The sequence below is a fragment of the Agromyces sp. NPDC055661 genome, from assembly GCF_053618135.1.
Genome location: NZ_JBSHHC010000002.1, coordinates 586,057 through 598,608 on the forward strand (window position 1 = coordinate 586,057; position 12,552 = coordinate 598,608).

Below are 12,552 nucleotides of genomic sequence, written 5' to 3' on the forward strand. Positions count from 1 at the left end.
ACGCTGCGCGTGAGCGCGCGGTCGGCACGGCTTGCGACGGCTCGAGGCCGGCGAGCGCCGGTCGCCGGCGGCCGTCATGCCCGGGCCGGGCGGCACGCGCACGCCTCACGCCTCACGCCTCACGCCGTGAGGCTCGGCGTCCCGTCCGCCGCGGCCACGCGTGCGAGCACCTCCGCGATGCGGCCCTTGCAGCCGCCGCAGCCCGTGCCCGCACGGGTGTCGCGGCCGACGCACTCCACGGTCGTGCTGCCGCATGCGGCCGCCTCCTCGATGCGACCCACGGTCACGCCGTTGCACCAGCACACGGTCGTCGTGGGCGCGAACGCGTCGGCGTCCTCGCTCGGGTCGTAGTCGGGACCGTCGAAGCGCAGGAGCATCGAGCGGTCGGCCGGCAGCTCGCCTCGGCGCTCGAACAGCAGCGTGAGCTCGGCGGCGGTCCGCGGCATCCCGACGCTCACGAAGCCCGTCAGGGCGCCGTCCTCGGTGACCATCTTCACGTAGCGCAGGTGCTCGGGGTCGGCCCACTGCGAGACGCGGCGGCGCGGGTGGAGGGCGTCGTCGTCCCAGGGGTCGGCCGAGATGTCGCCGACCGCGACGACGTCGATGTGCTCGGCCTTGAGCATGACGATGGGGTCGCGCTCGGCGGGCACGGCATCGCCGCCGCCCGCGCCGCCCGCGCCGTCGCCGGCGCGCTGCCCCGCTTCGGTCGCGAACGCCTCGGCGAGCCACGCGGCCTGGCGCCATCCGGGGCCGATGAGCCCCGACGGCGCTCCAGGGAGCACGCGCTGCCCGACGAGCTCCTCGGTGCGCTCGACGACCTGCGCGCAGTCGCCGATCGCGTAGACGTCGGGATCGCTCCACGACTGCAGCCGCGGATTCACGACGATGCCGACGGCCGTGCGCAGGCCCGCGAGCGTGGCGAGCTCGTTGCGGGGGCTGACGCCGCACGAGAGCACGAGCAGGTCGCCGCGCAGCTGCTTGCCGTCGGCGGTCACGAGCATGTCGAACCGGCGACGGCCGTCGTCGTCGGTGCGGAACGCGACCGCCTCGGCGCGGCTGTGCGCGATCACGGTGATGCCGGTGCGTCGGAGTGCCGCCCGCAGCACCTGGCCGCCGCCCCGGTCGAGGTTGCGCGGCATGGGGTGCGGGCCGTGGTGCACGACGCACACCTGCGCGCCGGCGTGGGCTGCGGCGAGGGCGAGCTCGAGTCCGAGCACACCGGCGCCGAGCACGATGATGCGGCGACGCTCGCGCACGGCTTCGAGGACGCGCTCGGCGTCGGCGAGGTCGCGCAGCGCCGTGACGCCCACGGGCAGGTCGTCGTCGCGGGCCACGAGCTGCCGCGCGTACTTCTCGAGCGAGGCGAGGTCTCGGCGGTGGCGCTCGACGCCGTCGAGCGTCGGCACGTTCGCCCGCGATCCGGTGGCGAGCACGAGGCGGTCGTACGCGAGGTCCTCGCCCGTGCTCAGGCGCACGGTGTGCGCGACCCGGTCGATCGAGGTCGCCGCGACGCCGAGCAGCACGCGCGCTCCGGCCTCCTCCGCGGCCTCCCGATCGCCGACGAGCATCGCGTCGAGGTCGGTGTTGCCCACGGCGAGCTCGGCGACGAGCACGCGGTTGTACGCCTCGACGTCCTCCCCGGCGACGACGGTGAGCTCCATCGCGCCGGCGCGCACCGAGGGCAGCAGCTCCTCCACGAACCGGGCGCCGACCGGCCCGTATCCGACGAGGACGATCCTGAGAGCGCTCATGCGGGGACCCCGGCTTCCGTGAGGCGTGCGTCGCCGACGTCGTCCGCGAGGCGGATGACGCGCACGACGTTGGTCTTGAACTCGGGCATCGACGAGATGGGGTCGACCGCGTCCGACGTGAGCAGGTTCGCGGCCTGCTCGTCGCCGTAGTGGAACGGCAGGAACACCGCGTCGGGCCGGATGTCGGTCGTGAGCCGCGCCCGGACGCGCACGGCGCCGCGGTGGTTCGTCACCTCGAGGTCGTCGCCGTCGGCGATGCCGAGCCGGTCGGCGGTGGCCGGATGCACCGAGGCGAGCGCCTCGGGCTGGGCGTCGAGCAGCTCCGGCACCCGCCGGGTCTGCGCGCCGCTCTGGTAGTGCTCGAGCAGCCGCCCGGTGACGAGTGTCAGCTCGCCGTCGCCCGGCCGCGGACGCGCCGATTCGCGCACCGCGACGGCCACCAGGCGGGCGAGCCCGTCGGGGTGCGCGAACCGGTCCGCGAAGAGGCGCGGGGTCCCGACGCTGCCGCGCGGGTACGGCCAGAAGACCGCCGCGCCGTGGTCGAGCATCGCGTAGTCGATGCCGGAGTAGTCGGCGATGCCGCCCTCCGAGGCGAGCCGCAGTTCTTCGAAGACCCGCTCGGGGTCGGTGTCGAAGGCGGCGGTGCACTCGAGGCGTCGCGCGAGCTCCGCGAAGATCCACAGCTCGTCGCGCACGCCGGCCGGCGGCGTGATCGCACGCCGGCGACGGATGACGCGTCCTTCGAGGTTCGTCATCGTGCCCTCGTCTTCCGCCCACTGCGTGATCGGCAGCACGACGTCGGCCATCGCCGCCGTCTCGGAGAGGAAGAAGTCGCATACGACGAGCAGGTCGAGGCGCTCGAGGCCCGCGCGCACGGCCTCGACGTTCGGCGACGAGACCACGAGGTTGGAGCCGTGCACCATGAGCGCGCGCACTCCGCCCGGCCGGCCGAGCGACTGCAGCAGCTCGACGGCCGGCACGCCCGGTCCGGGGATCACGTCGGGATCGACGCCCCACACACGAGCGACGTGCGCGCGAGCGTCGGGGTCGACGATCTTGCGGTACCCGGGGAGCTGGTCGCACTTCTGCCCGTGCTCGCGGCCGCCCTGGCCGTTGCCCTGGCCGGTCAGCGTGCCGTATCCGCTGCCGAGGCGGCCGGGCAGGCCGAGCAGCAGCGCGAGGTTGATCGCCGCGGTCGCGGTGTCGGTGCCGTCGACGTGCTGCTCGACGCCGCGGCCCGTGAGGATGTAGGTGCCCGCGCCCGACGCCAGCCGTCGCGCGAGTCGCCGGAGCGTGAGCGCGGCCACGCCCGTGACCGACTGGACACGCTCGGGCCACCACGACGCGACGCTGCGGCGGAGCCGGTCGAACCCGACCGTGCGCGTGGCGACGTACGCCTCGTCGACGAGGCGCTCGGCGATCACGACGTGGATGAGGCCGAGCAGCAGCGCCAGGTCGGTGCCCGGCGCGGGCTGCACGTGCAGGCCCTTCCCGTCGTCCGTGAGCCGCGCGGTCGCGGTGCGGCGCGGGTCCACGACGACGAGGCCGCCCGCCGCCTGCGCGCCCGCGAGGTGCCCGATGAAGGGCGGCATCGTCTCGGCGACGTTCGTGCCGAGCAGGAGGATCGTGGACGCGCCGTCGAGGTCCTCGAGCGGGAACGGCAGCCCTCGGTCGATGCCGAACGCGCGATTCCCGGCCGCCGCGGCCGACGACATGCAGTACCGGCCGTTGTAGTCGATGCGGCTCGTGCCGAGCGCGAGGCGGGCGAACTTGCCGAGCAGGTACGCCTTCTCGTTCGTGAGCCCGCCGCCGCCGAACACGCCGACCGCGTCCGCCCCGTGCGCCGAGCGGATGCCGCGGAGCCGCGCCGCGACGAGGTCGAGCGCCTCGTCCCAGCTCGCCTCGTGCAACGCGCCGTCGGCGCCCCGCACGAGCGGGGCGCCGAGGCGCGAGGGTGCGCGGAGCAGTTCCGCCGAGGTCCAGCCCTTCTTGCACAGCCCGCCGCGGTTCGTCGGGAAGTCGCGGCCGGCGATCGTCACGGGCGGGGCGGCCGGCGGCATGGCCGGCGTGGCCGCCGCGGTCCCTTCGACGGGCTCAGGGACCCCTTCGACGGGCTCAGGGACCGCCGCGATGGGCTCCGGGACCGGCGTGAGGGTCATCGCGCACTGCAGGGCGCAGTACGGGCAGTGCGAGTCGGCGGGACGGGTCATGCGGCCTCGATTCAGATCTTGTGCGCGCCCATGCGGCCCGACCGCACGTAGACGACGTAGGTGAGCACGAGGAGCACGGCGTAGCCGACCACGAACCCGAGGAAGGCACCGGCGTAGCCGCCCGTCGCCTGGAACGACAGGTTGAGCGCTTGCGGGATGAGGAAGCCGCCGTACGCGCCGATCGCGGAGATGAGTCCGAGCGCGGCCGCGGCCTTGCGCTGGGTGGACACGTCGCCGGTGCCGCCGCCGCGGACCGCGAAGACCACCGGCACCATGCGGTAGGTCGAGCCGTTGCCGATGCCCGCCGCGGCGAACAGCAGCAGGAAGCATCCGAGGAACAGCCAGAAGTTGCCGAGCGGCAGCGTGAGCAGCACGCCGACGGTGACGGTGCCCATCGCCGCGAAGGCGAGCATCGTGATGCGGGCGCCGCCGAAGCGGTCGGAGAGCCGGCCGCCGTAGGGGCGGGCGAGCGAGCCCACGAGCGCACCGAGGAACGCGAGCGAGACCGACGCGCCGCCGACGGCGATCGTCGAGAAGTCGGGGAACTGGTCGGCGATGAGCTTCGGGAACACGCTCGCGAAGCCGATGAACGACCCGAACGTGCCGATGTACAGCAGCGAGAGCAGCCAGAGGTGCGGTTCCTTGAGCGCCGCGGCGGAGCCTGCGAGGTCGGCCTTCGCGTTCGACAGGTTGTCCATGAAGCGGAAGGCGCCGAACATCGCGACGAGGATGAACGGGATCCAGATCCAGCCGGCGACCGGCAGGTTGAGCGTGGCGCCCGCGCCGATCGTGATCACGATGGGCACGACGAACTGCGCGACGGATGCCCCGAGGTTGCCGCCTGCGGCGTTGAGGCCGAGCGCCCAGCCCTTCTCCTTCTGCGGGTAGAAGTACGTGATGTTCGACATGGAGCTGGCGAAGTTGCCGCCGCCGAAGCCGGCGAGGGCCGCCGCGGCGAGGAGCACGCCGAACGGGGTCTCCGGGTTCGACACGCAGACGGCCAGCGCGACGGTCGGCAGGAGCAGGAGTCCCGCCGAGATGATCGTCCAGTTGCGGCCGCCGAACCTCGGCACGAGGAACGAGTAGGGGATGCGCAGGGTGGCGCCCACGAGGCTCGGGATCGAGATGAGCCAGAAGACCTCGCCCGTGCCGAGGTCGAAGCCGGCCGCGGGGAGGGTCACCGCGACGATGCTCCAGAGCTGCCAGACGACGAAGCCGAGGAACTCGGCGAAGATCGACCAGTTCAGGTTCCGGCGCGCGATCGCGCGGCCCTGGGACGACCACTGGGCGGTGTCCTCGGGGTTCCAGTGGTCGATCCAGCGGCCCGGCCGGGTGGCGAGGGCGGGCGCGGTGGACTCAGGCGCCTGGGGCGGTGCGCCGTGCGGGGGAGCGGCGCTCAGGGTCTCGGTCATCGGTGCCTCCGGGGGTGTCGGTCACGTGGTGGAGCTCGTGCAGCCGACGCTATGGGCGGCGTGTTTCCTCGGATCGGTCCGGTGGTAAACCCTGCGTCTCCACCTGCTCACCCGGGACGAGCGTCCGTGTGAGGTCGTGCTCAGACATCGATCCGGTATCCGCGCTTGACGACGGTGGCGATGAGTCCCGGGACGCCGAGCGTCTGGCGCAGGCGGCTCAGGGCCACCTCCAGCGCGTGCTCGTCGCTCGTGCCCGGCAGCCCGGAGGCGAGCCGCTCGCGGCCCACGACGGAGCCGCGCGCCTGCACGAGCGTGCGGAGGATCATGAGCGCGACGGGGGCGAGCGGGACCCGTCGTTCGTCGACGTCGACGACCGAGCCGCGCAGGGCGAGCGGGCCGTGCCGGGTGTCGAGCCGGATGACCCGCGAGGACTCCAGGTGCTCGCAGACGAGCCGGATGAGCGCCCCCATGCGGAACCGCTCGGGCTGGATCGGCACGATCCCGGCCGCGACGAGCGGCTGCGCGGTGACGGGTCCGACGGCCGCGGCCACGACGGGGCCGCACATCGCATCGACGAGGTCCTCGTAGCGCCCGCGCGCCTCCGCCGCGCCGAACAGCGCGTGCACGGCCGGCGCGCTCGTGAACGTGATGCAGTCGAGGCCACCCGTGCAGGCGGCCTCGATGAGCCGGTCGACGCGATCGTCCCCGTCGTCGGGCTGCACCCACCGGTACGGCTCGACGGTGAGCACGCGGTCGTGCGCGTCGCGCAGCCGGTCGAGCTGCGACGGGTTGAGGAACCCGTGCAGCTGCACCGCGACCGTGAGTCCGGCCGGGTAGTTCGCGAGCACCTCGTCGATGAGCGACTCGGTGGTCTCCTCCGCGCTCATGCCCACGTCGTTGAGCCCGGCGGCGCGCACGCCGCCCCGAGCCTTCGGCCCGCGCACGAGGATGGCCGTGTCGGCGAGCGCGTCGACGAGGTCCTCGCCGAGCCCCGCGGCATCCGCGACCTCGAACCAGCGGCGCACGCCGTAGGCGGTCGTCGCGAGCAGCACGTCGGGCCGGGCCGCGATGATCGCGCGCGTGTCGGCGATGACGGGGTCGTCGGAGACCGCGTTCGTCATGCGGAGCGTCGGCGCGTGCACGACCTGGGCGCCGCGCCGGGCGAGCGCGTCGATGAGGTCGGCCGAGCGCCGGTCGCTCGTGACCCCGATGCGGAACCCCGCGAGCTGGTCGGGCCGGAAGCCCGGCGGGCACTCGATGACGTCGGTCACGTGGCCACCGCCGCGTAGCCCGCTGCGCGCTCCATGAGCTCGGATGCCGCGGCGTCGCCGTCGTGGGCCAGCCGCACGACCTCGCCGACCACGACGACCGCGGGCGACGACACGCGTGCGCGCCCGGCGGCCCAGACGATGTCGGAGAGATCGCCGACGGTCGTGCGCTGGTCGGCGGAGAAGCCGCGCTCGATGATCGCGACGGGCATCCCGGCCGGCATGCCGGCGCGCGCGAGGCCGGCGGTGAGCGACGGCAGCGAGTTGACGCCCATCAGCACGACGATCGTGCCGCCGAGGCCCGCGAGGTGCTCGAGCTCCGCCTCGGTGAGCGGGGCGTGGCCCGACACGACCGTGAAGAGGTGGCTCACGCCGCGATGCGTCAGCGGGATGCCGGCGGCGCCCGGCACGGCGATCGCGCTGGTCACGCCGGGGATCACCTCGACCGGCACCCCGGCGCGGTGGCACGCGAGCACCTCCTCGCCGCCTCGCCCCAGCACGTACGGGTCGCCGCCCTTGAGTCGCACGGCATGCCGCCCCGCGAGGGCGTGCGCGACGAGGAGCGCCTCGATCTCGTGCTGGGGGATGGCGTGATGTCCGGGTCGCTTGCCGACGTCGACGAGCTCGGCGTTCGGTGCCAGCTCGCGCAGGCCCTCGTGCGGCGCGAGCCGGTCGTAGAGGACGACATCGGCGGCCGCGAGCGCGCGCACCGCGGCGAGCGTGAGGAGGTCCTCGCGGCCGGGACCGCCGCCGACGAGGGTCACCCGGCCGGTCATGCGTCGGCTCCCCGCACGGGGATCGTGGTGCCGGCGACGAGCACGGCCTCACCGCGCTCCCGCTCCTCCGCGGTCGCCGGGCGGAACTGCCCGCGCTCGGGGACCCGTGCGACCGACGGATCGGGCGTGCCGGGCGCGTTCACGAACGAGCGGAACCGCCGGAGTCGCTCCGGGTCCGCGAGGGTCGCCGCCCACTCGTCCTCGTAGGTGTCGACGTGCTTGGCCATCGCGGCCTCGAGCTCGTCGGCCAGGCCGAGCGAGTCGTCGACGACGACCTCGCGCACGTGGTCGACGCCGCCTTCGAGGTCCTCCATCCAGCGCGCGGTGCGTTGCAGCCGGTCGGCGGTGCGGATGTAGTACATCATGTAGCGATCGATGTAGCGGATGAGCGTCTCGTCGTCGAGGTCGCTCGCGAGCAGCTGCGCGTGCGCCGGCTGGAAGCCGCCGTTGCCGCCGACGTAGAGGTTCCAGCCCTGGTCGGTGGCGATGACGCCGACGTCCTTGCCGCGGGCCTCCGCGCACTCTCGCGCACAGCCCGAGACGCCGAACTTCAGCTTGTGCGGCGAGCGGAGCCCGCGGTACCGCAGCTCGAGCCGGATCGCCATGGCGACCGAGTCCTGCACGCCGTAGCGGCACCACGTCGAGCCGACGCAGCTCTTCACGTTGCGCAGCGACTTTCCATAGGCCTGGCCGGACTCGAAGCCGGCGTCGACGAGGATCCTCCAGATGTCGGGCAGCTGGTCGAGCCGGGCGCCGAACAGGTCGATGCGCTGGCCGCCCGTGATCTTCGTGTAGAGCCCGAACTCCATCGCGACCTGCGCGATGACCGCGAGCTTCTCCGGCGTGACCTCGCCGGCCGGGATCCGCGGGACGACCGAGTACGTGCCGTCCTTCTGCATGTTGGCCATCGCGCGGTCGTTGGTGTCCTGCAGGCCGCCTCGGCCGCCGTCGAGGATGTACGAGCCGTGCTGCGACGCGAGGATGGAGCCGACCACCGGCTTGCAGACGTCGCAGCCTCGTCCGGTGCCGAGCCGCCCGATGATGTCGTCGAACGAGGTGAGCTCCAGCACGCGCACGCTCTCGAAGAGCTCCTGCCGCGACAGCTCGAAGTGCTCGCAGAGCGCGCGCGAGATGGCCTGGCCCGACTTCGTCAGCTCGGACTCGAGCAGCTTCTTCACGAGCGGCACGCATGATCCGCACTGGGTGCCCGCCCGCGTGCACGTCTTCAGCGCGCCGAGCTCGGTGCAGCCCTCCTCGTGGCCGACGCCGTTCACCGCGTCGCGGATCGTGCCGGCGGTGACGTTGTTGCACGCGCAGACGAGCGCGGCCGCCGGCAGCTCGTCGCCCGCGGGCGCCTCCATGCCCGAGGCGGACAGGTAGGCGGCGGGCTCAGCCGACAGCTCCGTGCCGAGCAGGGGGCGCAGCGAGGCGTACGGCGACGCGTCGCCCACGAAGATGCCGCCGAGGAGCGTCTTCGCGTCGTCGGTCATCACGAGCTTCTGGTAGAGGCCGCGCGCCGGGTCGGCGTAGACGATCTCGAGCGCCTGCTCGGTGCGGGCGAGCGCGTCGCCGAAGCTCGCGACGTCGACGCCCGAGAGCTTGAGCTTCGTCGCGTCGTCGACGCTCGTGAACTCCGCGGAGCCGCCGAGCAGGCGGTCGGCCACGACCTCGGCCATCGCGTTCGCGGGGGCGACGAGGCCGGTGCAGCGGCCCTCGAAGCTCGCGACCTCGCCGATGGCCCAGATGCCGGCGGCGGATGCCGCGCAGGAGGTGTCGATGGCGACGCCGCCGCGCGGTCCGAGCTCGAGGCCGAGGTCGCGGGCGAGTTCGTCGCGCGGGCTGATGCCGATCGCGAAGACGATGAGGTCGCACGAGATGGTGCGTCCGTTCGTGAGTTCGACGCCCACGACCGCGTCGTCCTCGACGAGGACCGCGGACGGACGGGCGCCGAGGTGCAGGCCGATGCCCTGGCCGGCGATGATGCGCCCGAGCGCGCGACCGGCACCCTCATCGAGCTGCGCCGACATGAGCCAGCCGCCCGAGTGCACCACGGCGGCGTGCGCGCCGAGCTTCGCGAGCCCGCCCGCCGCCTCGAGGCCGAGGAGCCCGCCGCCGGCGACGACGACCTGCGCGGGGCGCCCGTGGCGCTCGGCGAGCTCGCGCGTCTCGCCGACCAACGCGTCGACGTCGTCGATCGTGCGGTAGACGCGCGCGTGGTCGCGCCCGGGGAGGTCGGGCACCGGCGCGCTCGAGCCCGTCGCGAGCACGAGCTCGTCCCACGGCAGCACCAGTCCGCCCGACGTGGTCGCGGTGCGCGCAGCCGCGTCGACGGCGACGACGCGCTCGCCGGTGACGAGCCGGGTGTGGCCCTCGTCCCACATGGCGGTGGGTTCGAGGGTGAGGTCGGTCGCGGCATCCGCCAGCCTCGTGCTCAGCGCCACCCGGTCGTAGGGGCGGTGCAGCTCCTCGCCGACGACGGTGACGCGCAGCGTGCGCTCCTCGTCGCGGGCGTGCAGGCTGTCGGCGAGCCGGTGGGCGGCGGGTCCGCCGCCGACGATCACGACGTCGCGGATCCCGGTGGGGGTGGGAGTGGTCTCGGTCATGGGGGCCTCCATGGCTGGGAATGGAGGCGACGTTACGACCGGGCCGTTTCCGCCCTGTTACGGCGACGTAACCGCGTCGGCACGCATCCGCACATCGGGCGTGCGCGGATGTGAGGGGAGTTTCACCTCGGGGTAACACCCGGATGCCGCGGGGGAAACACCTGGACCCTAGCGTCGTCGGCAGGACGAGGGGAGACCGCCATGGCGCCGACGATCGAGATGACGACCACCTGGGAGCGCACCTGCGAACTCGAGGACCTCGAGCCGGGCTGGGGCGAGGTCGCGCTGCTCGGCGCCCGCCAGGTCGCGCTCGTGCGCGTCGGCGGCGACGAGGTCTACGCCGTCGACCACCACGACCCGCACACGGGTGCGCCCGTGATGGCGCGCGGGATCGTGGGCTCGCGCGGCGACCGGCCGACGATCGCGTCGCCGCTGCACAAGCAGGTCTACGATCTCGGCACGGGCGCGTGCTTCACCGACGCGTCGCTGGCGCTCCGCACGTATCGCACGCGCGTGGTGGGCGGCATGATCGAGGTCGAGCTGGACGACTGACGCGGGCCGCACCGCTCGGCTCAGCCGCGCTGCGTGAGCACGATCGGGTCGCCGTCGGTGACCGCGATCGTGTGCTCGGAGTGCGCGCCGCGCGAGCCGTCGGCACTGCGCAGGGTCCACCCGTCGGGGTCGGTGAAGATGCGGTCGGTGGTCTCGAGGAACCACGGCTCGATCGCCACGACGAGACCGGGCTTCAGCGGCAGTCCGCGTCCGGGACGACCGTTGTTCGGCACGTGCGGGTCGCCGTGCATCGTGCGGCCGACGCCATGGCCGCCGAAGTCGGTGTTGATCGAGTAGCCCTCGGCCTTCGCGACGTCCGCGATCGCCCGGGAGATGTCGCCGATGCGGTTGCCCGGACGGGCGGCGGCGATGCCCGCGTCGAGTGCGCGACGCGTCGTGTCGATGAGACGCAGGTCTTCGTCGCGGGGCGTGCCGACCACGATCGAGAGGGCCGAGTCGGCCACCCAGCCGTTCACCGAGGCCGCGAAGTCGAGGCTCAGCAGGTCGCCGTCGCGCAGCTTGTAGTCGTGGGGGAGTCCGTGCAGCACGGCGTCGTTGACCGACGTGCAGAGGACCTTGCCGAAGGGACTCGCGCCGAACGAGGGGTGGTAGTCGATGTAGCAGCTCTCGGCGCCTCCCTTGCGGATCATCTCGTGCGCGAGGGCGTCGAGCTCCAGCAGGTTCACGCCGACGGCCGCAGCCTGCGCCGTCGCCTCCAGCACACTCGCCACGAAGCGGCCAGCCGGACGCATCTCCTCGATCTCGGCCGGGGTCCTCAGTTCGATCACGCTCATCCCTTTCCGCCCTCCATTCTGGCGGGTCCGCCCTGAGTGAACACCCGGTCGACGCGCAGGCAGCGGCGTTACGCTGAGCGCATGCTCATCAGGCGGGCGTTCCTCAGGTGGCTGGTCGCAGCCGTCGTCGTGCTGCCGGTGTGGCTCGGCGTGGGCTGGTTGATCTACGGCGGCGGCGGCTGGGGCACCCTCGGCCTCATCATCACCGTGCCCGTCGCCTTCATCTCGCTGGGCATCATCGCGCTGATCGTGTGGGCGCGTCCGACCGTGCGCGCCGAGCGCGCCGTGTCGTGGACCGACGTCGGCGTCGTCGGCGCCTGGCACCTCTCCATCATCGGCGTGGGTTTCTACGGCGAGACGGCGACGATCTTCAGCGTGCTCGCGATCCTCCTGGCCATCGCCGCGTTCTGGAGCAGCATCTGGCAGCTCGTCTCCGACGGCGCCCGGCGCGTGCAGGCCAGCATGGCCGAGTTCGAGCGGCTCGCCGCGCAGCAGTCCGGTGCATCCACGGATGCCGCGGGCGGCACGTCGACGCGACGTCCGCCGCATGGTGACGGCGACGACGTCATCATCATCCACGAGGTCCGCGACTGATCGCAGGCGGCCGGCAGCGGCATCCGTCGGCCCGCTTTGGCGTGCAGCGCTGCGACATGGCACAATAGAGGATTGTGCCGCCGCAGGACTCTGCCTCCGGGGAGCACGCACAGCGCGAGTGATCGCGCGGGCGGCACCAGACACTTCCAATCCATGATCCGCGTTCGACCGGTGGCGGGCGCAGAGAGCGAACCATCATGCACATCCTCGACCATGTCGACGCCGCGAGCCTGAGGTCGGACATCCCCGACTTCCGCCCCGGCGACACTGTCAAGGTGCACGTCAACATCATCGAAGGCACGCGCGCCCGCATCCAGGTCTTCCAGGGCGTCGTCATCGGCCGCCAGGGCGAGGGCGTGCGCGAGACCTTCACGGTCCGCAAGGTCAGCTTCCAGGTCGGCGTCGAGCGCAAGTTCCCGGTGCACTCCCCGATCATCGACCACATCGAGATCGTCACCCGCGGTGACGTCCGCCGCGCGAAGCTCTACTACCTGCGCAAGCTCCGCGGCAAGAAGGCGAAGATCAAGGAGAAGCGCGACAGCTGATCCGTCGCACCCGCCCGCGCGTCGCGGGTGACCGCGTCATTCCACCG

Annotated in this window: 10 protein-coding genes; 3 read left to right on the forward strand and 7 right to left on the reverse strand. The window is 73.0% G+C overall.

The window, feature by feature from the left end; all coding sequences use genetic code 11:
- Nucleotides 1-119: 119 nt before the first annotated feature.
- From ACWGO8_RS16285 to nirB, 6 genes are all read right to left on the reverse strand, one after another.
- Nucleotides 120-1,751, reverse strand: coding sequence for an FAD-dependent oxidoreductase (locus tag ACWGO8_RS16285; RefSeq protein WP_452044057.1), 1,632 nt, complete (start codon nt 1,749-1,751; stop codon nt 120-122).
- On the reverse strand, nt 1,748-3,961 hold the full coding sequence (locus ACWGO8_RS16290) for a molybdopterin oxidoreductase family protein (RefSeq protein WP_452044058.1): 2,214 nt from the start codon (nt 3,959-3,961) through the stop codon (nt 1,748-1,750). The genes ACWGO8_RS16285 and ACWGO8_RS16290 overlap by 4 nt, the downstream gene beginning before the upstream one ends.
- A gap of 11 nt (nt 3,962-3,972) precedes the next feature.
- Nucleotides 3,973-5,373 (reverse strand): MFS transporter, encoded by a 1,401-nt coding sequence (locus ACWGO8_RS16295; protein WP_452044059.1) that lies wholly within the window; start codon nt 5,371-5,373, stop codon nt 3,973-3,975.
- Nucleotides 5,374-5,513: 140 nt separating this feature from the next.
- Nucleotides 5,514-6,644, reverse strand: coding sequence for a uroporphyrinogen-III synthase (locus ACWGO8_RS16300; RefSeq protein ID WP_452044060.1), 1,131 nt, complete (start codon nt 6,642-6,644; stop codon nt 5,514-5,516).
- Nucleotides 6,641-7,417, reverse strand: a complete 777-nt coding sequence (cobA, locus tag ACWGO8_RS16305) for a uroporphyrinogen-III C-methyltransferase (RefSeq protein ID WP_452044061.1) — start codon at nt 7,415-7,417, stop codon at nt 6,641-6,643. Before cobA ends, ACWGO8_RS16300 begins: the two co-directional genes overlap by 4 nt.
- Nucleotides 7,414-10,020, reverse strand: a complete 2,607-nt coding sequence (nirB, locus tag ACWGO8_RS16310) for a nitrite reductase large subunit NirB (RefSeq protein WP_452044062.1) — start codon at nt 10,018-10,020, stop codon at nt 7,414-7,416. The genes cobA and nirB overlap by 4 nt, the downstream gene beginning before the upstream one ends.
- Nucleotides 10,021-10,221: 201 nt before the next feature.
- On the opposite strand from nirB, the gene nirD reads away from it, so the two are divergent.
- The gene (gene nirD, locus ACWGO8_RS16315) at nt 10,222-10,572 is read left to right on the forward strand and encodes a nitrite reductase small subunit NirD (protein WP_376955051.1); all 351 of its coding nucleotides are present in this window, start codon (nt 10,222-10,224) and stop codon (nt 10,570-10,572) included.
- Nucleotides 10,573-10,592: 20 nt separating this feature from the next.
- On the opposite strand, the gene map is transcribed toward nirD, so the two are convergent.
- Nucleotides 10,593-11,360, reverse strand: a complete 768-nt coding sequence (gene map / locus ACWGO8_RS16320; protein WP_452044063.1) for a type I methionyl aminopeptidase — start codon at nt 11,358-11,360, stop codon at nt 10,593-10,595.
- A gap of 87 nt (nt 11,361-11,447) precedes the next feature.
- Here map and ACWGO8_RS16325 point away from each other — a divergent pair, with 87 nt between their 5' ends.
- Both ACWGO8_RS16325 and rplS read left to right on the forward strand, forming a co-directional pair.
- Entirely contained in the window at nt 11,448-11,960 is a 513-nt protein-coding gene (locus ACWGO8_RS16325; RefSeq protein WP_452044064.1) for a hypothetical protein, read from the forward strand.
- A 197-nt stretch (nt 11,961-12,157) separates the two neighbouring features.
- Nucleotides 12,158-12,505, forward strand: a complete 348-nt coding sequence (gene rplS, locus ACWGO8_RS16330; RefSeq protein ID WP_376955048.1) for a 50S ribosomal protein L19 — start codon at nt 12,158-12,160, stop codon at nt 12,503-12,505.
- Nucleotides 12,506-12,552: the final 47 nt, after the last annotated feature.

What these genes read in the sequence shown, in the direction of transcription:
- rplS (WP_376955048.1), top strand. Translation starts at nt 12,158, where the DNA reads ATGCACATCCTCGACCATGTCGACGCCGCGAGCCTGAGGTCGGACATC.
- ACWGO8_RS16325 (WP_452044064.1), top strand. Translation starts at nt 11,448, where the DNA reads ATGCTCATCAGGCGGGCGTTCCTCAGGTGGCTGGTCGCAGCCGTCGTC.
- cobA (WP_452044061.1), bottom strand. Translation starts at nt 7,417, where the DNA reads ATGACCGGCCGGGTGACCCTCGTCGGCGGCGGTCCCGGCCGCGAGGAC.
- nirD (WP_376955051.1), top strand. Translation starts at nt 10,222, where the DNA reads ATGGCGCCGACGATCGAGATGACGACCACCTGGGAGCGCACCTGCGAA.
- ACWGO8_RS16290 (WP_452044058.1), bottom strand. Translation starts at nt 3,961, where the DNA reads ATGACCCGTCCCGCCGACTCGCACTGCCCGTACTGCGCCCTGCAGTGC.
- ACWGO8_RS16285 (WP_452044057.1), bottom strand. Translation starts at nt 1,751, where the DNA reads ATGAGCGCTCTCAGGATCGTCCTCGTCGGATACGGGCCGGTCGGCGCC.
- ACWGO8_RS16295 (WP_452044059.1), bottom strand. Translation starts at nt 5,373, where the DNA reads ATGACCGAGACCCTGAGCGCCGCTCCCCCGCACGGCGCACCGCCCCAG.
- nirB (WP_452044062.1), bottom strand. Translation starts at nt 10,020, where the DNA reads ATGACCGAGACCACTCCCACCCCCACCGGGATCCGCGACGTCGTGATC.